Below are 22,604 nucleotides of genomic sequence, written 5' to 3' on the forward strand. Positions count from 1 at the left end.
GTGGTGCCGGAATCGGCGTGTCCGGATCGATCCGCCCCCGCTGCACCCCCGCTCCACCACCCGCACGCCCTGATGCATGCCGCGAAACGGGCCGCCGGGCGAACTCCCGTGGTCCATGAGTCGAACTCATGTCGCACCGAGGCCGTTCCGGCGCTCCGCGCGCCTCTCCACGATGGCCGAACACCCGGGCCTCAACCCTTCGCCATGACTTGCCCGGTGGTTGATGGGGCAAGGATCCCCGTGAACGTGTTCGACAGGAGGGGAACCGAGATCGGCACGCGGGCGGGGGTCATGAAGAGGCAAGTACGCGGGGGCGGTCCGACGGTCGTCGGGGTCGGCCCGCGCATCACGGGGGTAGGGATTCCGGAAGCTCCAGGAGGGGGACCGTACGAGCCGCGATTGCGGCGCCGACTCGGCCGGGCGGATCTGCGGGCCGTTCCCGAGGCACGCAGGGCACTGCGTGAGCTGCTGAGCGGCTGGGAGCGGCCCGAACAGTCGCAGATCGCCGAGTTGCTGACGAGTGAGCTGGTCACCAACGCGCTGGTGCACACCGACCGGGACGCGGTGCTGACCGCCGAGGTGGGTCCGCGCGGACTGCGGGTGGAGGTGCGGGACTTCGTGGCCCAGCGCCCCCGGCCCGGCGCGCCGGGCCCGCACGACGGGACCAACGGCCGGGGCCTGACCCTGGTGGAGTCCCTCGCGGACGCGTGGGGCGTACGGTCCCACGGGGTGGGCAAGTCGGTCTGGTTCGAACTGGGCGCCGAGGCGGCCTGAGCGCGGTGCACGGCCAGCGGGACCCAACGGGACGGGGCGCGAACCGTCTCCGGTCGCGCCCCGTCCCGATGGTGTGGTCCGTGCCGGTGCCCTTCGTGTCCCGGCCGTACCGCGGCCCGGCCCTCGGCCGGACACCGCTCGTGCTGCGGTTCGGCTAGCCGAACTGCTGCTCAAGGTCCTTGAGCTTGCGCTCCAGGGAGTCCAGGCGCGGCAGCGCCATGGTGTCGTCCTCCGCGGTCAGATCGACCGTGATGGGGTCAGTGCTGGTGCGGACGGGCTGCAAGGAGGGCCGCTGGAGTACGGGCAACTGCTCCGGGGTTTCTATGGCAGGCTCCGCGGCGGCGCGTTCGGCGCTCTGCTCCGCGGCGGGAAGCTCCGCCTGGCGGCCGTGGCCGCGTCCCACGAACTTCTGGTGCCCCCGGCTGATGGCCTTGAGCTGGGCCCGCTCCAGGCGCTCGGCCTCGCGGCGGCGCAGCCGCTCGCGCTCCTTGACCTTCTTGTCCTCGCGGACCTCCTCGACGGCCTCGTCCAGGCTGCGCACTCCTTCGAGGAGCATCAGCGACCATGCCCTGTACGTCTCGCGCGGGGCGCGCAGCCAGCGCACTATCCGGATCTGCGGCAGCGGACGCGGCACGAGGCCCTGCTCGCGCAGCGCGGCCCGGCGGGTCTGCTTCAGCGCGCGGTCGAAGAGGACCGCGGCCGACAGGGACATGCCGGCGAAGAAGTGCGGGGCGCCCGCGTGACCGATGCCCCGCGGCGCGTGCACCCAGTTGAACCAGGCGGCGGCGAAGGCGAAGGTCCACACGAGTATCCGGGAGCCGAGCGCCGCGTCACCGTGGCTGGCCTCGCGCACCGCGAGCACCGAGCAGAACATGGCGGCGCCGTCCAGGCCGAACGGGACCAGGTACTGCCAGCCGCCGCTCAGGCCGAGGTTCTGCTCGCCGAAGCCGACCAGGCCATGGAAGGAGAGAGCGGCGGCGACCGCCGCGCAGCAGAACAGCAGGACGTAGGAGACCGTGCCGTACATGGCCTCCTTGCGCCTGCGGCGCTCCTCCGCGCGCTCCCACGAGTCGTCCGCCTTCGTGTCCTTCCCCGCGGAGCGCTTGCCGCGCTGGAGCACCGCCACCGCAACCAGCATGCCCAGGAGCAGCACGGCGCCCGGAAGCAGCCAGTTAAGCGATATGTCGGTCAGTCTCATACTGGGGGTCCCTCGCATTGGGATAGGGCGTATCGCCCGCCATAGTGGCCCAAACCCAGCGGCCCTCAGAGGGTTTCGGGGCAAGAGGCCGCCAAGGAAGGCAGTGAGGGGTGCCCAGGGCGGCGTTCTGCTCGAACTGCCGCTTGAGGGGCGGGAGTTGAGTTCGAAGAAGACTACCCGTACGGGTGGTTCCAGGGGAACTTCTCGCAACGTGTGAGGAAGCTGTGAAGTTTTGCAGACTGTACGGGGTCCGCTCGCGCAGGATCTTAGCGGGTCCGGCGCCACGCGCGTCCCCGGGGGGCCCTGAACGACCGTCAGGCGGTCGCCTCGGCCATCAGTTTGACGACCCGTTCGGCGTCGCAGGAGCGCGGGCAGGTCGCGCAGACGTCGTCGGGGCGCAGGGTGTAGTACATGCAGCACGTGACCCGGTCCCGGGTGGGCAGCGCCTCGCCCGCCGGGCCGGTCAGCACCCGGAACGCGGCGGAACCGGCGTACGGCTTGACCGTCCCCGGCATCAGCAGGTCCAGTTCCCGCTCGGCCCGCTCCTTCTCGCCCTCGCCGAGCAGTCCGGCGATGTACCAGAGCCCCTCCACGATTTCGTCGGTCGCCATGCCCCACAGGGCCCGCCCCCGGCGCCGCATCCGCGGCCCGAAGGCGCCGAGGACCGGCTCCAGGTGCTCGGCGACCGCGGCCCGCACCTCGTCGCGCAGCGCCGCCTCGTCCGCGACCACCCGGGCGCCGGGCAGCGCGGCGGCGGGATCGCCGGGCAGACAGGCGAAGGACCCGGTGCGCACCGCCATCCGGGACTCGTCGCGGTGGTACGCCACCTGCGCCACGGGGAAGCGCGGCACGCGGCGGTGCACGAACCAGGGCACGGTGATCAGCAGACAGGCCGTCCAGGCGTACCGGTGCAGACCGAAGCTGGCGACCACGTCCGGGCGGCCCGGCTCGCCGTAGTCCCGGCGTATCTGGGTGTCGTCCCAGGCGAGGAAGGTGTCCAGCGCGGCCCCGCCCTCGGAGAGCGCCCCCGCGGAGACCCAGCCGTCCCCCTCGGGGACCGGCTCGCCCTCGGTCAGCTCCCGGATCGAGAGCCAGGGGTAGACCTCGGCGAGACGGGCGAACGAGTCCGCGACGGACGACGAGGGCAGAGGCATACCGGACCACCGATGCGCGAGCGATTAGAGGTAAGCCTTACCTTACCCACTCTGTTCGAAATTTGAACTGCCCGGTTCTGCGCCTATGGTGCTTGACGGACGAGTAACAACCCGCCGTAATGACCCCAAGTGCCGACAAGCCCGGAGGAGGGCCCGTGAAGCAGGGTGTGCAGGACACCGCCCGGACCGGGGCACCGCCGCGGTCCACCGCGGTCCGGGTCCCGCCCCAGGCACGTCCCGAGGACGACGCCGTACGCGAGCGCGGCGACCTCACCGGGGCCGTGCGCGGTGAGCACACCCACAGCGAGCCGCCCCTGCCGCGGCCGGTCGTCCAGCGCTCCTCCGTGCGCGGCCAGATACTCGCCGCCCTGCGCACCGCCCTGCTGGCCGGCGAGCTGTGCCCCGGCGAGGTGTACTCGGCGCCCGCCCTCGGCGAACGCTTCGGCGTCTCCGCGACCCCCGTCCGCGAGGCCATGCAGCAGCTCGCCCAGGAAGGCGCCGTGGAGGTCGTCCCCAACCGGGGCTTCCGGGTGGTCCAGCGCGACGCCCGTGAACTGGCCGAACTCGCCGAGGTGCGGGCGCTCCTCGAAGTGCCGGTGCTGATGCGGCTGGCGCGGACCGTCCCGGCCGAGGACTGGGCCGAGCTGCGCCCCGCCGCCGAGGCCACCGTCCGCGCCGCCGCGACCGGCTGCCGCGCCACCTACGCCGAGGCCGACCGCGCCTTCCACCGCGCCCTGCTCAGCCTCTCCGGCAACGAACAGCTCGTCCGCATCGCCGGCGACCTCCACCGCCGTACCCAGGCCGGAACCCCCGCCCCCCGAGGCCGCACCGAACTCATGGCCGACGCCGCCCACCACGCGGCCCTCCTGGACGCCCTGATCGCCGACGACCTGGACTCCGTCCACTTACTCATCGCAGAAATCTTCAGATCCCGCCCCTGAAAACCCCGCCCCCGCCGTCCCACCCGAAGGGGCGCGGGGAACTGCGCGACCAGCCACGACGATCCGGCCAGCCGCTCGACGGCCGATCGCGGAGATCACCCCCGGCCCCTGAAAACCCCGCCCCCGCCGCCCCACCCAAAGGAGCGCGGGGAACTGCGCGACCAGCCACGACGATCCGGCCAGCCGCTCGACGGCCGATCGCGGAGATCACCCCCGGCCCCTGAAAACCCCGGCCCCGCCGTCCCACCCGAAGGGGCGCGGGGAACTGCGCGACCAGCCACGACGATCGGCCGGCCGAACAACCACCCCCACCACCCCCCACCCCTCCCCAACCCCAACCTCACGCAGAAACCGCCGGAGGCAACCGCCCCGCCAACCACGTCGGCACACCCCCCAACAACCGGAACAACCGCCGAGCCTCCTCCCGCAACCGAGAGGCTTCCGGTTCGGACTCCGTGTCGGCCAGCGAGGCCAACGCGGGAGCCGTCCCGACGAGATACCCCAGCTCCTCCCGGATCCGCAGCGACTCCGCGAACCCGTGCCGCGCCTCCGCCAACTCCCCGTCCCGCAGCGCGAGCCCCGCCAGATGCCGCCAGGTGAACGACAGCAGCAGGGTGTCCGACCGGGCGGTCGCCCCGGCGTGCGCCCGCCGGTACGCGGCCCGCGCCGACTGCGGCGACCGGGCCAGGTTCTCCGCGAGCAGCCCCCGCCGGAAGTCGAGCAGCGCCCGCCCCGCCGCGTCCGGCGGGATCAGCGCCGCCGCCCGCCCCAGCGCGGCCCGCGCCTCGTCGGCCCGGTCCCGCACCGCCAGCACCGTCGCCGCGTAGGCCAAGTACCCGCGTTCACAAGCGGCGGCACCCCGCTCCTCGTCGCTGTGCGCGACCGCCTCCGCCGTCCGCAGCGCGTCCTCCGCCTCCGGCCAGCCCTGCTCGGTGTACAGACACCGTTCCACCAGCAGCGCGGCCCGTTGCAGCGCCGCGGCCGGCGTGTCCGGCCGGAGCAGTTCCGCGGCGTCCGTCCAGCAGGCGCGCGAGCGCAAGCGCCACACCGCCGTCTGGAGCGGATCGTCGTCTGCGGTCGTTCCGGCACCAGACATGGCGGTATGCGCCACATTGCCCTCCCCGAGCACGCCGTCGAGCTGTTGAGTGTCCGCATTCCAGCACTTGCGGCACCGCCGGGCCAAGAGGGTGGGTGAAGGATTTCACAAAGTCGTGGGAACTTGGACCCCCCGGAGGTTTCGGCTCCGGCGGGCCCCGCACGGTTCAACTCATGCGCAACGCGAGGAAGAAGTCCAGCTTGTCCTCCAGCCGCGACAGGTCGCGCCCGGTCAACTGCTCGATCCGCCCCACCCGGTAGCGCAGGGTGTTGACGTGCAGATGCAGCCGGGCCGCGCACCGTGTCCAGGAGCCGTCGCAGTCGAGGAACGCCTCCAGGGTGGGGATCAGCTCGGCGCGGTGCCGCCGGTCGTACTCCCGCAGCGGGTCCAGCAGCCGGGCCGTGAAGGCGCGGCGCACGTCGTCCGGCACGAACGGCAGCAGCAGCACGTGCGAGGCGAGTTCCTGGTGGCCCGCCGCGCACACCCGGCCGGGCCGGGCCGCGGCCACCCGCCGGGCGTGCCGGGCCTCCTCCAGCGCCCCGCGCAGCCCCTCCGCCGAGTGCACGGCCGCGCTCACCCCGAGGGTGACCCGCCCGTCCTCCTCCAGGCCGGCCGTCAGGGGGTCCCGTACGGACTCCAGGAGGGTCTCGGCGAGGATCCCGGTCTCGGAGCCGTCGTGCTCGGCGGAGACGGCCGGCAGCGGCACCAGGGCGACGGCCTCGTCCCCGGTGTGCGCCACGGCGATCCGGTCCGAGGGCTCCGGGCCGGGGGCCGACGGGTCGGCCAGGATCTCCTCCAGCAGGGCCTGGGCGATCGGGCCGCCCTCGCTCTCGGCCCAGTCCCACTCGACCCGGGCCACCACGACCTGCCAGTGCGGGGCCGCGCCGAGCCCCGGCAGCAGCACCGGCGCCGCGACCCGCAGCCGGGCCGCGATCTCGGCGGGGGCGGCGCCCGCCTGGACCAGTTCCAGGACCTCCTGGGCGAGCCGGCGCCGTACCGTACGGGCCGCTTCCTGGCGGTCCCGTTCGACGGCGATCAGCTGTGTGACTCCGTGCACAAGGTCCAGCCGCTCCTCCGGCCAGTCCCCGGCGTCCGCCTCGACCGCCAGCAGCCAGTCCGAGAGCACGCTCTCGCGCACGTCCCGCGACGCCTGCGGGGAGCGCCCGCCGCCGCGGATCGGGAACAGCGAGTACGTCGTCGTACCGATCCGCGCGCGATGCGGGCCGCGGCGTCCGGTGCGCACGGCGGCCAGGTGCTCGGCCGCGAGCCGGGCGCACACCTCCGCGGACAGCGCACCCCCCACGCCCCCTTCAGCGCCCCCGCCCCCGTCCCCGTCCACGCCCCCGTCCTCCACCGACCCCGCGCTCCCGGTGCTCCCCGCATCCCCCGTGCTCCCCGCGTCCCCCGGTCGCTCCTCCTCGGGCCCCGCGATCAGGCGCCCGGTCGGCGACAGCACCCAGGCCCGCAGGTCCAGGTCGGAGCCGAGCAGGCCGAGGACCACATCGGGGCCGCCGCCCGCCGGGCCGGAGGTCATCATCCGCCGGTGCCGGTCCACGACCGCCGCGAGGTCCCCGGCGCGCTCGCCGGACACCTGCCGTACGACATGCTCGGTGACGGTCGCGAAGGCCACCGACTCGTGCACCGCGAACAGCGGCAGCCGGTGCCGGGCACAGGCCGCGACCAGATCGTCCGGCACCTCGCCCAGCTCGGCCTCACCGGCCGCCAGCGCCGCCACCCCGGCCTGCGTCAGAAGCCGTACGAACGGCTCGGAGTCCGTGGCGTCCCGCCGCCAGGCGAGGCCGGTGAGCACCAGTTCGCCGCCGCTGAGGTACCGGCTCGGGTCGCGCAGATCGGTGGTCATCACCCCCCGCACGGCCCGGTCCAGCTCCTCCTCGCCGCCCAGGAGCCTCAGACCCAGCGCGTCGGTGTCCAGCAGGGCGCGCAGCCGCATCTCGTCGCCGCCGTTCCATGTCTCGAAAACTACGATGAACAGTGTGGACCGCGGGCGTGCAGCCGGGGCCCGCGTTTCTCAGGGAAAACGGAGAGGTTACAGAGCCCCTCTGTTCATACGAATCTACAAGATGACCACGCTGGCCAGCCAACTCCTTCATGGTTTCGGTGACTGACCCCGGTGGAGCACACCACGGTGTACTGACCCCACTCCGCGTGAACAGAATCAGGACGAGCCGGGCCCGCCGCACCCGATCTGGCTCATTTCCGCACGACGTGCAACGCACGACGCACGACGCACGACGTATGGCGCACGACGCACGACACCGCATCGAGCGACGCGACACGAAGCCGTACGACACCAGACCCGGACGTACGACACCAGACCCAGAAGAGAGCCGGTCATGGACTTCCTTCGCCCCGCCAGCTGGGAGGAGGCGCTCGCCGCCAAGGCCGAGCACCCCACCGCGGTCCCGATCGCGGGCGGCACCGACGTGATGGTCGAGATCAACTTCGACCACCGCAGGCCCCCGTACCTGATGGACCTGAACCGCATCGAGGACCTCTCCGCGTGGGAGGTCGGCGCCGACAGCGTCCGGCTCGGGGCCTCCGTCCCCTACACCCGCATCATGGAGCACCTGCGGACCGAACTGCCGGGACTCGCCCTCGCCTCCCACACGGTCGCCTCCCCGCAGATCCGCAACCGCGGCGGCGTCGGCGGCAACCTCGGCACCGCCTCCCCGGCCGGTGACGCCCACCCGGCGCTGCTCGCCGCGGGCGCCGAGGTCGAGGCGGCCTCGGTGCGCGGCACCCGCCGTATCCCCATCGACGACTTCTACACCGGCGTGAAACGCAACGCGCTCGCGCCCGACGAACTGATCCGCGCGATCCACGTCAAGAAGGCCGACGGACCGCAGCAGTACTCCAAGGTCGGCACCCGCAACGCCATGGTGATCGCGGTCTGCGCCTTCGGGATCGCCCTGCACCCCGAGACCCGGACCGTGCGCACCGGCATCGGCTCGGCCGCGCCCACACCGGTGCGGGCGAGCGCCGCCGAGGAGTTCCTGAACGCCGCGCTGGAGGAGGGCGGCTTCTGGGACAACGGGAAGGTCGTCACCCCGTCCGTCGCCCGGCGGTTCGCCGATCTGTGCGCCGCCGCCTGCAACCCGATCGACGACGTCCGCGGCACCGCGAGCTACCGCCGGCACGCCGTCGGTGTGATGGCCCGCCGGACCCTGACCTGGACCTGGGAGTCGTACCGCGGCGCCCGCCGCACGAGCGAGGGAGCTGCGTAGATGCGCGTCAACTTCACCGTCAACGGACGCCCGCAGGAAGCCGACGACGTCTGGGAGGGCGAGTCCCTGCTGTACGTGCTGCGCGAGCGGCTCGGCCTGCCCGGCTCCAAGAACGCCTGCGAGCAGGGCGAGTGCGGCTCCTGCACGGTCCGCCTCGACGGCGTGCCGGTCTGCTCCTGCCTGGTCGCCGCCGGACAGGCCCAGGGCCGCGAGGTCGTCACCGTCGAGGGCCTCGCCGACCACGCCCACCAGCGCGCCCACGGCACGACGGGCCACACCACCGAAAGCCGTACCGCCGAAGGCCGTGCCACCGAAGGCCGTACCGCCGAAAGCCGTACCACCGACAGCCGTCCCACCGACAGCCACGGCGCCGCCGCGCTCGCCCCGATCCAGCAGGCGTTCATCGACGCCGGAGCCGTCCAGTGCGGCTTCTGCACCCCCGGACTGCTGGTCGCCGCCGACGAGATGCTGGAGCGCAACCCCGACCCCAGCGACGCCGACATCCGCGAGGCCCTCTCCGGCAACCTGTGCCGTTGCACGGGCTACGAGAAGATCATGGACGCGGTCCGCCTCGCGGCGGCACGGCAGGGACAGGAGGTCTGACGATGCCCGTGAACGGCGCCCCCGACGGCACGCCCACCCAGGTCACCCAGGGCTCCCAGGGCTCCCCGACCAAGGGCGGCATCGGCGAGTCCACCCTCCGCCCCGACGGCACCCTCAAGGTCACCGGGGAGTTCGCCTACTCCTCCGACATGTGGCACGAGGACATGCTGTGGGGGCAGATCCTGCGCTCCACCGTCGCCCACGCCGAGATCCTCTCCATCGACACCGCCGAGGCCCTCGCCACCCCGGGCGTGTACGCCGTACTCACCTACGACGACCTGCCCACCGACGTGAAGCACTACGGGCTGGAGATCCAGGACACCCCGGTCCTCGCCCACGGCAAGGTCCGCCACCACGGCGAACCCGTCGCCGTCGTCGCCGCCGACCACCCGGAGACCGCCCGCCGGGCGGCGGCGAAGATCAAGGTCGACTACCGCGCGCTGCCCGTCATCACCGACGAGGCGTCCGCCACCGCCCCGGACGCGATCCACGTCCACGAACACCGCGACGACCACCACGCCGGACATGTCCCGCACCCCAACATCGTGCACCGCCAGCCCATCGTCCGCGGCGACGCCGCCGCGGCGGCCCGCCGCGCGGACGTGATCGTCAGCGGCGAGTACACCTTCGGCATGCAGGACCAGGCGTTCCTCGGCCCCGAGTCCGGGCTCGCCGTCCCCGCCGAGGACGGCGGGGTGGACCTCTACGTCGCCACCCAGTGGCTCCACTCCGACCTGCGGCAGATCGCCCCCGTGCTCGGCCTGCCCGAGGACAAGGTCCGGATGACGCTGGCCGGGGTCGGCGGCGCCTTCGGCGGGCGCGAGGACCTGTCCATGCAGATCCACGCCTGTCTGCTGGCCCTGCGCACCGGTAAACCCGTCAAGATCGTCTACAACCGCTTCGAGTCGTTCTTCGGCCATGTCCACCGCCACCCCGCCAAGCTCTTCTACGAGCACGGCGCCACCTCGGACGGCAGGCTCACCCATGTGAAGTGCCGGATCGTCCTGGACGGCGGCGCCTACGCCTCCGCCTCCCCGGCCGTCGTCGGCAACGCCGCCTCGCTCGGCATCGGCCCCTACGCCGTGGACGACGTCGACATCGAGTCGATCGCCCTCTACACCAACAACCCGCCCTGCGGCGCCATGCGCGGCTTCGGCGCGGTCCAGGCGTGCTTCGCCTACGAGGCCCAGATGGACAAACTGGCGGCCCGGCTCGATATGGACCCGGTCGCACTGCGGCAGCTCAACGCCATGGAACAGGGCACGCTCCTGCCGACCGGCCAGCCCGTGGACTCCCCGGCCCCCGTCGCCGAACTCCTGCGCCGCGTCAAGGCCATGCCGCTGCCCCCGGAACGCCAGTGGGAGTCCAGCGAGGGCGCCGACGTACGGCAACTGCCCGGCGGCCTGTCCAACACCACCCACGGCGAGTCGGTCGTCCGCGGGATCGGGTACGCGGTCGGCATCAAGAACGTCGGCTTCTCCGAGGGCTTCGACGACTACTCGACGGCCCGGGTCCGCATGGAGGTCATCGCCGGTGAGCCGGTCGCCACCGTGCACACCGCCATGGCGGAGGTCGGCCAGGGCGGTATCACCGTCCACGCCCAGATCGCCCGCACCGAACTCGGCGTCGCCCAGGTCACCATCCAGCCCGCCGACACCCGGGTGGGCAGCGCCGGTTCCACCTCCGCCTCCCGGCAGACGTACGTCACGGGCGGCGCCGTCAGGAACGCCTGCGAACTGGTCCGCGAGCAGGTCCTGGAGCTGGGCCGCCGCAGGTTCGGCTCCTACCACCCCGCCTGGGCCACCGCCGAACTGCTCCTGGAGGGCGGCAAGGTCGTCACCGACGCCGGGGAGGTCCTCGCCGATCTGGTCGACGTCCTGGAGGACAGGTCCGTCGAGGCCGAGGAGGAGTGGCGGCCCCGCCGGACCGAAGCCTTCGACCTGCGCACCGGGCAGGGCAACGGCCACATCCAGTACTCCTTCGCCGCGCACCGCGCCGTCGTGGAGGTCGACACCGAACTCGGCCTGGTCAAGGTCATCGAACTGGCCTGCGCCCAGGACGTCGGCAAGGCCCTCAACCCGCTCTCGGTGATCGGCCAGATCCAGGGCGGCACCACCCAGGGCCTCGGCGTCGCCGTCATGGAGGAGATCGTGGTCGACCCGAAGACGGCCAAGGTCAGGAACCCGTCCTTCACGGACTACCTGATCCCCACCATCCTCGACACCCCGACCATCCCGGTCGATGTCCTCGAACTCGCCGACGACCACGCCCCTTACGGACTGCGGGGCGTCGGCGAGGCTCCCACCCTCTCCTCCACCCCGGCGGTCCTCGCGGCGATCCGCGCCGCGACCGGGCTGGAGCTGAACCGGACCCCGGTACGCCCGGAGCATCTGACGGGCACGGCGTAACACCGCACCCGGCGACCGCGGCCCATCGCATCCGGCGACCGCGGTCCACCGCGACCGCCGGACGCGGGAACCACCGCACACCGGCGCCGGGCGGGCCGCTCGCTCACGGCCCCCCCCGGCACCCTCCGTCCCTCCATCCCTCCGTCCGTCCCTCCGTCCCCCCGTTCGTCTCGGGCCGTCCCCCGGGTCGGGCACGTCCCGAATCCCGTGACCGCCGTACGGCGGTGCTCCACACGGGTGCCCCTGTGAACCTTGGGAGCAGGCCCATATGACCCAGCAACTGGAGCCGAAGAGCGTCGCGCAGGACGCGGGTGACGGAACCCGTGTCCCCGCCGGACGCTCCTGGCTCGACCGGTACTTCCACATATCCGACCGAGGCTCAACCCTCGCCCGCGAGGTCCGCGGCGGCGTCACCACCTTCATGGCGATGGCGTACATCCTGCTGCTCAACCCCCTGATCCTGTCCGGCGAGGACGCGGCGGGGGGCACCCTGGCCCGGTCGGGGCTGATCACCGCGACCGCCTTCGCGGCGGCCCTGACCACCCTGTTGATGGGCTTCGTCGGCAAGGTGCCGCTCGCTCTCGCCGCCGGACTCTCCGTCTCCGGGGTCCTCGCCTCCCAGGTCGCCCCGCAGATGACCTGGGGCCAGGCGATGGCCATGTGCGTGATGTACGGGGTGGTCATCATGCTGCTGGTCGTCACCGGCCTGCGCCAGATGATCATGAACTCGATCCCGGCGGCGCTGAAGCACGCCATCACCATGGGCATCGGCCTCTTCGTGGCGCTGATCGGCTTCTCCAAGGCTGGGTTCGTGCACCAGGGCGAGTCCACCCCGGTCACCCTGGGCCCCGCCGGTGAGCTGACCGGCTGGCCGGTGCTGCTCTTCGCCCTCACCCTGCTCGCGATCTTCATGCTCCAGGCCCGCCGCGTCCCCGGCGCCCTCCTCATCGGCATCGTGGGCGGCACCCTGGTCGCCGTTCTCCTCAACGCCCTCGGTGTCATCGACCCGAAGCAGTGGGCGAGCGGGGCGCCCGAACTGAGCGGTGGCGCGGTCTCCCTGCCCGACTTCTCGCTCTTCGGCCAGGTGGAGTTCGGCGGCTGGGGCGAGGTCGGCGTGATGACGGTCGGCATGATCGTGTTCACGCTGGTGCTGGCGGGGTTCTTCGACGCGATGGCGACCATCATCGGCGTGGGCACCGAGGCGGAACTCGCCGACAAGGACGGCCGGATGCCGGGTCTGTCCAAGGCGCTGTTCGTCGACGGCGCGGGCGGGGTCGTGGGCGGGGTCGCGGGCGCCTCCGGCCAGACCGTGTTCGTGGAGTCCGCGACCGGCGTCGGCGAGGGCGCCCGTACCGGGCTGTCCTCGGTCGTCACCGGACTGTTCTTCGCGGCCTGTCTCTTCTTCACCCCGCTCACCGCGATCGTGCCGGGCGAGGTGGCCGCCGCGGCGCTGGTGGTGATCGGCGCCATGATGATGATGAACGCCCGGCACGTCGACTGGTCCGACCGGTCCACCGCGATCCCGGTCTTCCTGACCGTCGTCGTCATGCCGTTCACCTACTCCATCACCGCGGGCGTGGCGGCCGGTGTCGTCTCGTACGCGGCCGTCAAGCTCGCCGAGGGCAAGGCCCGGCAGATCGGGGCGTTCATGTGGGCGCTGACCGCGGTCTTCCTGGTCTTCTTCGCCCTCAGCCCGATCGAGAGCTGGCTCGGCGTGCGGTAGCGCCGTCGTCCGCGCCGACGCCCCCTTCGACACCGTGAGGAGACCGACACATGCTGGACATCGCCGAGGAGCTGGACCGGTGGGTCGGGCAGGGCCGCGACTTCGCCGTCGCCACCGTGGTCGCCGTGGGCGGCAGCGCCCCGCGCCGGCCGGGCGCCGCCCTCGCGGTGGACGGCGACGGCACGGCGGTCGGCTCGGTCTCCGGCGGCTGTGTGGAGGGGGCGGTCTACGAACTGTGCCGCCAGGCGCTCCAGGACGGCCTCCCCGTCCTGGAGCGCTTCGGCTTCAGCGACGAGGACGCTTTCGCCGTCGGACTGACCTGCGGCGGCGTCATCGACATCCTGGTGGTCCCGGTGCGGACGGGCGACCCCGGCCGGCCGGTGCTGGCCGCCGCCCTCGCCGCCGCCGCGCGGGGGGAGGCGGCGGCACTGGCGCGGATCGTCTCCGGCCCCTCCGCCCTGCGCGGCCGGGCCCTGCTCGTACGCCCCGACGGCTCCTACGACGGCGGTCTCGGCGACCGTCCCGAACTGGACCGCACGGTCGCCGCCGAGGCCCGCGCCTTCCTGGACGCCGGCCGCACCGGCACCCTGGAGATCGGTGCCCGTGGCTCCCGCTGCGGGGCCCCGCTCACCGTGCTCGTGGAGGCGTCCGTACCGCCCCCGCGGATGATCGTCTTCGGTGCCGTCGACTTCGCCTCCGCCCTGGTGCGGGTCGGCGGGTTCCTCGGCCACCACGTCACGGTCTGCGACGCCCGCCCCGTCTTCGCCACCCGTACCCGCTTCCCGGAGGCCGACGAGGTCGTGGTCGACTGGCCGCACCGCTATCTGGAGTCGACCGACGTCGACAGCCGGACGGTGCTGTGCGTGCTCACCCACGACGCCAAGTTCGACATCCCCCTGCTGCGGCTCGCGCTGCGGCTGCCGGTGGCGTACGTCGGCGCGATGGGCTCGCGCCGCACCCACCTGGACCGTGAAAGGCGCCTGCGGGAGGTCGGCGTGAGCGAGCGGGAACTGGCCCGGCTGCGCTCGCCCATCGGCCTGGACCTGGGCGCCCGTACGCCCGAGGAGACGGCGCTGTCCATCGCGGCGGAGATCGTCGCCGCCCGGCGCGGCGGCTCCGGGGTCCCGCTCACCGGGGCGCACACCCCGATCCACCACGACCCGCCGAGGGCGCCGGTGCGGCGGATCGGTTCGGTGGCCTGAGCCGCACCGCGGCCTCCCGATCCCGGTGCGTGAACAGCCGGGCCGGGCGGTCCGCTACGCCGTCCGCAACAGCCGGTTCACCGCCCGCCCGAACACCGCCCGTGCCGTGCGTTCCAGGAGCGGGTCGAAGAGGCGGGGGAGGAAGCGGACGCCGAGTTCCTCGTGCCAGCGCACCCGGGCGCGACCGCCGGGCCCGGGCAGGACCTCGATCTCGGCCCAGCCGAGCACGACCCGTCCGCGCTTCTCCAGTCGGCAGCGGCCCGGGGTGTCCGCGCCGGGCGGCTGCCACACCGTGATCTCCATGCGGTCGTCGAAGCCGAGCGGGCCGAGTCCCGAACGGGCCACGACGACCGTCCCCGTACGGCTGGGCGGCGCGGTGGCCACGAAGACCCGGGTCAGCGGGACCGCGTCCCCGTGCCGGGGCCACTCGGTGAGCCGGCGCCACGCCTCGGCCGGTGGCAGCGGGGCCGTGCGTTCGAGCAGGAAGCTGATCACGAACGCATCCTAGGCAGGCCCACCCGCCCCCACCGCTCCCGTCCACCGCTCCCGCGCGCCGGTCCCGCCGACCGGTCCTGCCCACCGCTCCCGCCCGCCGGTGCCCGCCGGTTCGGTCTACCGGTACACCTTCCCCGGCTCCGCCTCGCCCGGGGCGAGCAGCTGGGGCACGGTCACGAACACGTACCCGCGCTCCTTGAGGGCGTCGATGATGCCGGGCACGGCCGGGACGGTCCCGTCGTAGATGTCATGCAGAAGGATGATCCCGTCCCGCGAGGTCTGCTTCAGCACCCGCTCGCGGATCAGGTCGGAGTCGGTGGTCTGGTAGTCCTTCGCGGTCACCGTCCACAGCACCTCGGCCAGGCCCAGCTCCTTGGAGATCCGGTGCACGCTGTCGCCCGTGCGGCCCTGCGGCGGGCGCATCAGCGTCGGCGCGCGGCCGATGAGGCGCTCGATCTCCTCGTTGGTGCGGGTCAGTTCCTCGCGGATCTCGTCGTCGTCCAGCTCGGTGAGGATCCGGTGGGTCCAGGTGTGGCTGGCGACCTCGTGCCCCTCGTCGGCCATCCGCACCACCAGCTCGGGGTAGGTGTCGATGTGCCGCTTGCCGAGGAGGAAGAAGGTCGCCGGGACCCGCTTCTCCTTCAGGATGTCCAGCAGCTTCGTGGAGTGCTCGCTCGGACCGGCGTCGAAGGTCAGCGCGACGCACTTGGCCTTGCGGCAGTCGACGCTGCCGAACCGGTCCCCGGCGTCGGCGGCGGTGTCAGCGCGGACACTGCTCGGCGCCGTGGTCTCCACGTTCGCGCAGCCCGCGAGCGCCAGGGTCAGCACGGTCGCTGTCAGATACGTCGCCGCAGTTCGGAACCGGCGCCCCGGTCTTTCCATCTTGTTGCTCAGAGTGGGCATACCAGGACTATACATAGGTAGTATAGACGGCGTTCATAGTGGGTGGAAGATCACCTTCCGGACCACCTTCCGGACCACTTCCGGACCACCTTCCAGGTCACCTCCCGCACCACCTCCCGCACCACCCCGGGACCTCTTCCGGGCTCTCGCGTCAGCGATCCGTATGCGTCCCGCCCCGCACCGTCAGCGTCGCGTCAGGGACCGTCCCGGCCCCCCGGTCCCCGGGCATAGCGTCATCCGTGAGCCCCGGACCGCCTCCCCGCGTCCGGGGCGCTCATCGCTCCCGACCGAACGAGCCCGGCCTCCAGGAGGCACCCATGGCAGACACCCTGTGCGACGACGACCCGGAGCCCTCCCCACCGTCCCCGGCCGGACCGCTGTACGTCCCGGTCCGTCCGGGACCCTCCGGGTGCGCGGCCCGGTTCTTCCGGACCCCGCTCGGCGACCGCACCGCTGTCGCCTTCACCTCCGAGCGCCGTCTGACGGCCACCCTCGGCACCGGCCACCTCTGGATCCGGCTCGCCGAGCCCGCCCTCCGCGCGCTGACCGAGCCCCTCGGTGTCACCGCCCTCACCGTCGACCCCCAGCTCTCCGCCCCCGTGCCCACCGCACGGCCACGCCGCCCCGGACACCCGGCACCGTCCGGGGCCGGCCGGCGCACCTGGACCGCCCCCGACACCGTGGCCGCCCGCCGGGCCACCGGTGCCGCCGCACTCGTCGAGGGAAGCGCACGATGACCACCGTCCACGACACCACCGTCACCGCCACCGCCGACGCCCTGTCCGTGTGGCCGGCCTCCACCACCGAACCCCTGCCCGGCGAGGTCACCGTCGGCGGGGTCCCGCTCACCGAGGTCGCCGACCGCTTCGGCACCCCCGTCTACGTCCTCGACGAGGCCGAGGTGCGCGACCGCTGCCGCACCTACCGGCACGCCTTCCCCGACGCCGGTATCCACTACGCCGCCAAGGCGTTCCTGTGCCGGGCCATGGTCCACTGGGTGGCGGAGGAGGGCCTGGGCCTCGACGTCTGCTCCGCCGGAGAACTCGAACTCGCCGTCACCACCGGGTTCCCCGCCGAGCGCATCGTGCTCCACGGCAACGCCAAGACGCCCCGCGACCTGGAGAGCGCGCTGCGGCTCGGTGTCGGCCGGATCGTCATCGGCAGCCCCTCCGAGATCGCCCGGCTCGCCGCCGCCGTAGGACCCGACGGCCACCAGAAGGTGATGGTGCGGGTCGTGCCCGGTGTCTCGGCGGGCGGCCACGAGAAGATCCGCACCGGCACCGAGGACCAGAAGTTCGGGCTCTCCATCGCCGACGGCTACGCCCAGCACGCCATCACCCGCATACTCGACCAGCCCCAGCTCGAACTGACCGGCCTCCACTGCCATCTCGGCTCGCAGATCACCAGCGTCAAGCCCTATCTCGCCGCCGTGCGCCGGCTGGTCGGCCTGATGGCCCGGCTGCACCACCAGCACGGCCTCACCCTGCCCGAACTCGACCTCGGCGGCGGCCACGGCATCGCCTACCGCCCCGGCGAACCCGCCCTCGACCTCACCGCCCTCGCCCGCAAGGTCCGCGCCGAACTCACCGGCGCCTGCACCGCCGCCGGCCTCCCCGTCCCCCGGCTCCTCATCGAACCGGGCCGGGCCGTGGCGGGACCGGCGGGCATCGCCCTCTACCACGTGCTCGCCGTCAAACGCACCGGCCGCCACACCTACGTCGCCGTCGACGGAGGCATGAGCGACAACCCGCGCCCGGCCCTGTACGGCGTCCGCTACGCGCCCCGGATGATCGGCCGCGCGGGCGGCGCCCCCGCCCCGGTCACCGTCGTCGGCCGGCACTGCGAGGCGGGCGACATCCTCGCCGCCGACGTCGAACTCCCCGAGGACATCCGCCCCGGCGACCTCCTCGCGGTCCCCGTCGCCGGTGCCTACCACCTCTCCATGGCCTCCGGGTACAACCTGGTCGGGCGTCCGCCCGTCGCCGCCGTCAGCGACGGCCAGGCCCGGCTGCTGGTCCGCCGTGAGTCCCTGGAGGACATCCGCGCCCGCGACATCGGGTTGTAGCGGGGCGCGGACGGGGGAGGGCCGAGGGCCGGGAGAGGCGTACACCGCGTACGCCTCTCCCGGCCCTCGCCCTGTCACCGCGCTACTTCGGCCCCGGCTCCGGCGCGATCTCCGCCCGCACGGTGCGGGCGGCGGACACCAGGTGTTCCAGGGAGGCCCGGGTCTCGGGCCAGGCGCGGGTCTTCAGTCCGCAGTCGGGGTTGACCCACAGGCGCTCGGCGGGGATGGCCCTGAGCCCGGTGCGCAGCAGGTCGGCCGCCTCCTGCGCGCCCGGTACCCGGGGGGAGTGGATGTCGTAGACGCCGGGGCCGGCCTCGCGGGGGTAGCCGTGGGCGGCCAGTTCGCGGGCGACCTGCATGTGGGAGCGGGCCGCCTCCAGGCTGATGACGTCGGCGTCGAGGTCGTCGATGGCCTGGACGATGTCGCCGAACTCGGCGTAGCACATGTGGGTGTGGATCTGGGTGTCCGGCCGGACCCCGGCCGTGGTCAGCCGGAACGCCTCGGTGGCCCAGTCCAGGTAGCCGGGCCGGTCGGCGGTCCGCAGGGGCAGGGTCTCGCGCAGTGCGGGTTCGTCGACCTGGATGACGGAGGTTCCGGCGGCCTCCAGGTCGGTGACCTCGTCGCGCAGGGCGAGCGCCACCTGGCGGGCGGTGTCGGCGAGGGGCTGGTCGTCGCGGACGAAGGACCAGGCGAGCATGGTGACCGGCCCGGTGAGCATGCCCTTGACGGGGCGGGTGGTGAGCGACTGGGCGTAGGTGGTCCAGCGCACCGTCATGGGGCGGGGGCGGGAGATGTCGCCGGCCAGGACGGGCGGGCGGACGTAGCGGGTGCCGTAGGACTGGACCCAGCCGTGCTGGGTGGCGAGGTAGCCGGTGAGCTGTTCGGCGAAGTACTGGACCATGTCGTTGCGTTCGGGCTCGCCGTGCACGAGGACGTCCAGTCCGGTCTTCTCCTGGAAAGAGATCACCTCCTGGATCTCTGTCTTGATGCGGTCCTCGTAGCCGGCGGTGTCGATACGGCCCGCGCGCAGGTCGGCGCGGGCGGCGCGCAGTTCGTCGGTCTGCGGGAAGGAGCCGATGGTGGTGGTCGGCAGCAACGGCAGCCCGAGGTGGGCGCGCTGCGCGGAGGTGCGCCGCGCGTAGGGCTGCGAGCGGCGGGTGTCGGTGGCGGTGACCGCGGCGGCGCGGTCCCGGACAGCGGGGTCGCGGGTGATCGGGGAGTGCTCGCGGGAGGCGAGGTCGGCGCGGTTGGCGGCGAGTTCCGCGGCGATGGCGTCGGTGCCCTGGGCGAGGCCCTTGGCGAGGGTGGCGATCTCCGAGGTCTTCTGCCGGGCGAAGGCGAGCCAGCGCCGCACCTGGGGTTCGATGTCCCGTTCCAGGCCGGTGTCGAGCGGGACGTGCAGCAGGGAGCAGGAGGCGGCGACGTCGACGCGGTCGGCCAGGCCCAGCAGGGTGGCGAGGGTGGACAGGGAGCGGGAGAAATCGTTGATCCAGATGTTGCGGCCGTTGACGACCCCGGCCACCAGCCGCTTGCCGGGCAGCCCGCCGGCCGCCGCCAGCGCGTCCAGGTTCGCGGCGGCGGCTTCGGTGAAGTCCAGCGCCAGTCCCTCCACCGGTGCCTTCGCCAGCACCGGGAGGGCTTCGCCGAGATGGTCGAAGTACGACGCCACCAGCAGCTTCGGCCGGTCGGTGAGGGCGCCGAGGTCGCGGTAGGCGCGGGCGGCGGCGTTCAGTTCGGCCGGGGTGCGGTCCTGCACCAGCGCGGGCTCGTCCAACTGCACCCACTCGGCGCCGGCCGCCCGCAGATCGGCCAGGACCTCGGCGTAGACGGGCAGCAGCCGGTCCAGCAGGGTCAGCGGCTCGAAGTCGGCGGCCACCCCGGGCGCGGGCTTGGCGAGGAGGAGGAAGGTGACCGGCCCGACCAGCACCGGACGCGCCGCCAGCCCGAGCGCGAGGGCCTCCCTCAACTCGCCGACCTGCTTGCCGGGGTCGGCGCTGAACACCGTGTCCGGGCCCAGCTCCGGGACCAGGTAGTGGTAGTTCGTGTCGAACCACTTCGTCATCTCCAGCGGCGCCATCTCCTGGGTGCCGCGGGCCATCGCGAAGTAGCCGTCCAGGGCGTCCGCGTCGACCGCCGTCCGGTGCCGGGCGGGGATCGCGCCGACCATCACGGTGGCGTCCAGGACGTGGTCGTACAGCGAGAAGTCACCGGTGGGGACCTCGGTGATGCCGGCGTCGGCCAGTTCATGCCAGTGGGCGCGGCGCAGCGCGGTGGCCGTCGCGGTGAGTGCGGTGGCGTCGGTGCGGCCCTTCCAGTAGCCCTCGATCGCCTTCTTCAGCTCCCGGTGCCGTCCCTGGCGGGGGTAGCCGTACACAGTGGCCTGGGTCGCCGCGGCTGCGGACGTGCGGGTCACGGAGATCTCCTTCGCGAGATGAATCCCTGAGATCCCGGGGACGGGACGGGGGCGCGAAGGGTGACGGGACCGGACGGAAGCGGCCTTCGGCCGTCCGCTCGGTCTGTACGCCGACCCGCCCACGAGGTCACCGGGATGTCCGCGCGCGAGTGGTTCGCGCACGGGCAGATGGCAGGTCTTCGGACTCGCGGGCACGTTCCCCGGTGGCACACCGGAGGACACCTACAGGCCGTCGCTTCCCAGACCCCGAGGGGTCCAGTGCGTATGACGGCGGTCGTTCCCGCTCACCGCTGCGGGGCAGTCCCGGATTCCCACCGGGTTCCCTCTTACGACGCCTCCCGCCTGGCGGACGGGGCGAACCAGCTGCACCGGCCACCTTAACCGCACGGCGGCTCGTAGCGCAGTGGGGTGAGCTGATGGACGTCGTAGCGCAGCCGCAGGGCGGCGACGGCCGCGTGGTCGATCTGATCGCCGTCGGCGGCCAGGAGGTCCATCAGTTCCTCGAAGTACCGCTCGTGCGCCGGGGGAGGGGCGGCCTGGAAGAGCACCCGGGCCGGCGCTCCGCCCGGGTTGGCGAAGGCGTGCGGACAGCCCGGCGGTACGAACAGCAGAGTGCCGGGGCCGGCCCGCACCGCCCGTTCGCCGGACGCCGACTCCCACTCCCGCCAGCGGTCGGGCGTCCGCACCAGCGGTTCGAAGGCGAGCACCTCCAACTCGCCCTCGATGACGTAGAACAACTCCTCGCTGTGCGTGTGGGTGTGGGCGCCCACGTCGAATCCGGGCGGGACGACGACCTCGAAGGTGGAGGCGGTCCGGGAGTGCGCGCCGGTCACCTTGAAGGTGACGTGCTGGGCGGCGGCGGCCATGGTCCGGCCGCCGCCGGGCGGCAGCACCAGCCCGGCGGACGGGACGATCGCGGTCATGCTCCTCCGCTCACGAGGGGGTCCGTGTGCGCGACGGCTCCTGCGTTCACGAGGGGGCCCGTGTGCGCGACGGCCTTTTCGCTCATGAGGGGCCCTCGGTGGCCACGGCCGGGGTGTCGCCGCTGCGCTCCGTGGGGTCGGGCGTGTCGGTGACCCAGCGGCCCAGGGAGATCTCCGCGGTGATGCCGGGGCCGAAGCCCGCGATCATGCCCAGCGCGCCGGGCGGGCAGCCGCCCTCCTCGAACAACCGTCGCAGGGCGTCCAGGACCACCGCGCTCGCGATGTTCCCGTAGTCGGCGAGGGTGGCCCGGCTGAAGCGGAACTTCTCCGGCGGGACGGCGAGATAATGGCTGAGGTCGTCCAGGATGCGCGGGCCGCCCGCGTGGATCAGATAGAAACCCTGTGTGCTGACGTCCCGCTGGTGCTGGGCGGCCAGGGAGGACAGCGCGGGCGCCAACTGCTTCATCGTGCCCGGGACCCGCCGGTCCAGCATGAAGTGGAAGCCCGTGGGACGGACCCGGTAGGCGATCCAGTCCTCGCTGTCCGGCACCAGGTACGAGCCGTTGGCCTCCAGACTCACGCCCGTTCCGCCGGAGCCGCGGACCACGGCGGCGGCCACCGCGTCCCCGAACAGTCCGTTGGAGAGCATGTTCCCCACGGTCAGATCGGTCGGCTGGTAGCACAGCGAGCAGAACTCGCAGGCCACGATGAGGGCGTTGGAACCGGGGTGGGCCGCGCAGAAGTCATGGGCGCGGTTGATGGCCGCGCCGCCCGCCGCGCAGCCGAGCTGGGCGATGGGGATCTGACGGCAGTCGTAGCGGAACCCCAGGGCGTTGATCATCCAGGCGGTCAGCGAGGGCATCATGAAGCCCGTGCACGAGACATAGATGATGACGTCGATGTCCCGGGGGCCGAGCCCCGCGTGGGCGAGGGCCCGCTCGACCACGTCCGGGACGCGCGCCTTCGCCTCCGCCTCGTACGTCTCCGTACGCGCCTCTAACCCCGGGTGCCGCAAGGTCTTCTCCAGCGGCTGCACGACATGGCGTTTGCTGACGCCGGTGTTGCCGATCAGACGGAGCGCCAGCGGCAGTTGTTCATGGCCCCTGTACAACGACCGGGCCAGGCTCAGCGTCTGTTCATGCGTGATCGTGTACTCGGGCACGGCCACCGCCGGGCAGCACAGGACGGGCATGGAGTTCCCCCTTCAGAGATGATCCGTTTCAGCGAGATCCGTCTCGGCAGACCGGTCCTTGCCCTTCATGTCCCTGGAACATGCGACAAGCCCACTAAACACCCTCGATAGCGTGAGATGGGCGCCCGTGGGCAAGGGAAGGGGCGCGGGACGCGGGGTGGTGCCGGGGTGCGCGCGGGCGTGCGCGACGCTCGGCGACCGGCGGACCGGTACGACGTAAGCGCCGTGGGCGCCGTCAGGGGCGGGGTTTGTGGGGAGTGCGGGGCGCG

At 72.9% G+C, this 22,604-nt stretch carries 17 protein-coding genes, 2 pseudogenes and 1 riboswitch; of the genes and pseudogenes, 9 read left to right on the forward strand and 10 right to left on the reverse strand.

From position 1 onward, the window contains the following. Positions 1 to 291: 291 nt before the first annotated feature. Positions 292 to 774, forward strand: a complete 483-nt coding sequence (locus ACIQNG_RS11815) for an ATP-binding protein (protein ID WP_401426088.1) — start codon at positions 292 to 294, stop codon at positions 772 to 774. A 154-nt stretch (positions 775 to 928) separates the two neighbouring features. On the opposite strand, the gene ACIQNG_RS11820 is transcribed toward ACIQNG_RS11815, so the two are convergent. Next, positions 929 to 1,972, reverse strand: a complete 1,044-nt coding sequence (locus ACIQNG_RS11820) for a DUF2637 domain-containing protein (protein WP_401426091.1) — start codon at positions 1,970 to 1,972, stop codon at positions 929 to 931. A gap of 314 nt (positions 1,973 to 2,286) precedes the next feature. Continuing rightward, the gene (locus ACIQNG_RS11825; protein ID WP_401484242.1) at positions 2,287 to 3,126 is read right to left on the reverse strand and encodes a (2Fe-2S)-binding protein; all 840 of its coding nucleotides are present in this window, start codon (positions 3,124 to 3,126) and stop codon (positions 2,287 to 2,289) included. Positions 3,127 to 3,281: 155 nt separating this feature from the next. Between ACIQNG_RS11825 and ACIQNG_RS11830 the strand changes: the two genes are divergently transcribed. After that, positions 3,282 to 4,067 carry a GntR family transcriptional regulator gene (locus tag ACIQNG_RS11830; RefSeq protein ID WP_401484244.1) on the forward strand — a complete coding sequence of 262 codons (786 nt, stop codon included), beginning with the start codon at positions 3,282 to 3,284 and terminating at the stop codon, positions 4,065 to 4,067. 340 nt (positions 4,068 to 4,407) lie between these two features. On the opposite strand, the gene ACIQNG_RS11835 is transcribed toward ACIQNG_RS11830, so the two are convergent. The 3 genes and pseudogenes from ACIQNG_RS11835 to ACIQNG_RS11845 all read right to left on the reverse strand — a co-directional run. Further along, complete coding sequence (locus ACIQNG_RS11835) at positions 4,408 to 5,178, reverse strand: hypothetical protein (RefSeq protein ID WP_401426097.1); 771 nt, start codon at positions 5,176 to 5,178, stop codon at positions 4,408 to 4,410. A gap of 151 nt (positions 5,179 to 5,329) precedes the next feature. Then, positions 5,330 to 6,448, reverse strand: a pseudogene (locus ACIQNG_RS11840) (PucR family transcriptional regulator); the annotation flags it as partial. Between the two features lie 111 nt (positions 6,449 to 6,559). Then, positions 6,560 to 7,114 (reverse strand): annotated as a pseudogene (locus tag ACIQNG_RS11845) (PucR family transcriptional regulator ligand-binding domain-containing protein); the annotation flags it as partial. A gap of 403 nt (positions 7,115 to 7,517) precedes the next feature. Here ACIQNG_RS11845 and ACIQNG_RS11850 point away from each other — a divergent pair. From ACIQNG_RS11850 to ACIQNG_RS11870, 5 genes are all read left to right on the forward strand, one after another. Next, positions 7,518 to 8,408, forward strand: coding sequence for an FAD binding domain-containing protein (locus tag ACIQNG_RS11850; RefSeq protein ID WP_401484246.1), 891 nt, complete (start codon positions 7,518 to 7,520; stop codon positions 8,406 to 8,408). Continuing rightward, positions 8,409 to 9,011 carry a (2Fe-2S)-binding protein gene (locus ACIQNG_RS11855; protein ID WP_401484248.1) on the forward strand — a complete coding sequence of 201 codons (603 nt, stop codon included), beginning with the start codon at positions 8,409 to 8,411 and terminating at the stop codon, positions 9,009 to 9,011. Between the two features lie 2 nt (positions 9,012 to 9,013). Further along, on the forward strand, positions 9,014 to 11,419 hold the full coding sequence (locus ACIQNG_RS11860; RefSeq protein WP_401484250.1) for a xanthine dehydrogenase family protein molybdopterin-binding subunit: 2,406 nt from the start codon (positions 9,014 to 9,016) through the stop codon (positions 11,417 to 11,419). 268 nt (positions 11,420 to 11,687) lie between these two features. Then, positions 11,688 to 13,142, forward strand: a complete 1,455-nt coding sequence (locus tag ACIQNG_RS11865; protein ID WP_401484252.1) for an NCS2 family permease — start codon at positions 11,688 to 11,690, stop codon at positions 13,140 to 13,142. 50 nt (positions 13,143 to 13,192) lie between these two features. Beyond that, positions 13,193 to 14,344 carry an XdhC family protein gene (locus ACIQNG_RS11870; protein WP_401484254.1) on the forward strand — a complete coding sequence of 384 codons (1,152 nt, stop codon included), beginning with the start codon at positions 13,193 to 13,195 and terminating at the stop codon, positions 14,342 to 14,344. Positions 14,345 to 14,398: 54 nt separating this feature from the next. On the opposite strand, the gene ACIQNG_RS11875 is transcribed toward ACIQNG_RS11870, so the two are convergent. Further along, positions 14,399 to 14,839 (reverse strand): SRPBCC family protein, encoded by a 441-nt coding sequence (locus tag ACIQNG_RS11875; RefSeq protein WP_401484256.1) that lies wholly within the window; start codon positions 14,837 to 14,839, stop codon positions 14,399 to 14,401. Positions 14,840 to 14,956: 117 nt separating this feature from the next. Continuing rightward, on the reverse strand, positions 14,957 to 15,742 hold the full coding sequence (locus ACIQNG_RS11880; protein WP_401426112.1) for a polysaccharide deacetylase family protein: 786 nt from the start codon (positions 15,740 to 15,742) through the stop codon (positions 14,957 to 14,959). 317 nt (positions 15,743 to 16,059) lie between these two features. On the opposite strand from ACIQNG_RS11880, the gene ACIQNG_RS11885 reads away from it, so the two are divergent. Together ACIQNG_RS11885 and lysA are read left to right on the forward strand one after the other, a co-directional pair. Next, entirely contained in the window at positions 16,060 to 16,479 is a 420-nt protein-coding gene (locus tag ACIQNG_RS11885; protein WP_401484258.1) for an SAV_915 family protein, read from the forward strand. Beyond that, positions 16,476 to 17,807, forward strand: coding sequence for a diaminopimelate decarboxylase (gene lysA, locus ACIQNG_RS11890; protein ID WP_401484260.1), 1,332 nt, complete (start codon positions 16,476 to 16,478; stop codon positions 17,805 to 17,807). Before ACIQNG_RS11885 ends, lysA begins: the two co-directional genes overlap by 4 nt. A gap of 82 nt (positions 17,808 to 17,889) precedes the next feature. On the opposite strand, the gene metE is transcribed toward lysA, so the two are convergent. The 3 genes from metE to ACIQNG_RS11905 all read right to left on the reverse strand — a co-directional run bounded on the left by metE (position 17,890) and on the right by ACIQNG_RS11905 (position 22,335). Then, positions 17,890 to 20,220, reverse strand: coding sequence for a 5-methyltetrahydropteroyltriglutamate--homocysteine S-methyltransferase (gene metE, locus ACIQNG_RS11895; RefSeq protein ID WP_401484261.1), 2,331 nt, complete (start codon positions 20,218 to 20,220; stop codon positions 17,890 to 17,892). 152 nt (positions 20,221 to 20,372) lie between these two features. After that, a riboswitch (cobalamin riboswitch) is annotated at positions 20,373 to 20,599 on the reverse strand. Beyond that, on the reverse strand, positions 20,598 to 21,143 hold the full coding sequence (locus ACIQNG_RS11900) for a cupin domain-containing protein (RefSeq protein ID WP_401484263.1): 546 nt from the start codon (positions 21,141 to 21,143) through the stop codon (positions 20,598 to 20,600). (Overlaps the previous riboswitch by 2 nt.) An 82-nt stretch (positions 21,144 to 21,225) precedes the next feature. Further along, entirely contained in the window at positions 21,226 to 22,335 is a 1,110-nt protein-coding gene (locus ACIQNG_RS11905; RefSeq protein ID WP_401484265.1) for a type III polyketide synthase, read from the reverse strand. Between the last annotated feature and the right edge of the window lie 269 nt (positions 22,336 to 22,604).

The sequence above is a fragment of the Streptomyces sp. NPDC091377 genome, assembly GCF_044757045.1.
Classification (GTDB): Bacteria; Actinomycetota; Actinomycetes; order Streptomycetales; family Streptomycetaceae; genus Streptomyces.

Coding starts and splice junctions, on each gene's coding strand:
- ACIQNG_RS11905 (WP_401484265.1), bottom strand. CDS start 22,335: ATGCCCGTCCTGTGCTGCCCGGCGGTGGCCGTGCCCGAGTACACGATC.
- ACIQNG_RS11820 (WP_401426091.1), bottom strand. CDS start 1,972: ATGAGACTGACCGACATATCGCTTAACTGGCTGCTTCCGGGCGCCGTG.
- ACIQNG_RS11850 (WP_401484246.1), top strand. CDS start 7,518: ATGGACTTCCTTCGCCCCGCCAGCTGGGAGGAGGCGCTCGCCGCCAAG.
- lysA (WP_401484260.1), top strand. CDS start 16,476: ATGACCACCGTCCACGACACCACCGTCACCGCCACCGCCGACGCCCTG.
- ACIQNG_RS11880 (WP_401426112.1), bottom strand. CDS start 15,742: ATGCCCACTCTGAGCAACAAGATGGAAAGACCGGGGCGCCGGTTCCGA.
- ACIQNG_RS11900 (WP_401484263.1), bottom strand. CDS start 21,143: ATGACCGCGATCGTCCCGTCCGCCGGGCTGGTGCTGCCGCCCGGCGGC.
- ACIQNG_RS11860 (WP_401484250.1), top strand. CDS start 9,014: ATGCCCGTGAACGGCGCCCCCGACGGCACGCCCACCCAGGTCACCCAG.
- ACIQNG_RS11885 (WP_401484258.1), top strand. CDS start 16,060: ATGGCAGACACCCTGTGCGACGACGACCCGGAGCCCTCCCCACCGTCC.
- ACIQNG_RS11865 (WP_401484252.1), top strand. CDS start 11,688: ATGACCCAGCAACTGGAGCCGAAGAGCGTCGCGCAGGACGCGGGTGAC.
- ACIQNG_RS11825 (WP_401484242.1), bottom strand. CDS start 3,126: ATGCCTCTGCCCTCGTCGTCCGTCGCGGACTCGTTCGCCCGTCTCGCC.
- ACIQNG_RS11815 (WP_401426088.1), top strand. CDS start 292: ATGAAGAGGCAAGTACGCGGGGGCGGTCCGACGGTCGTCGGGGTCGGC.
- ACIQNG_RS11870 (WP_401484254.1), top strand. CDS start 13,193: ATGCTGGACATCGCCGAGGAGCTGGACCGGTGGGTCGGGCAGGGCCGC.
- ACIQNG_RS11855 (WP_401484248.1), top strand. CDS start 8,409: ATGCGCGTCAACTTCACCGTCAACGGACGCCCGCAGGAAGCCGACGAC.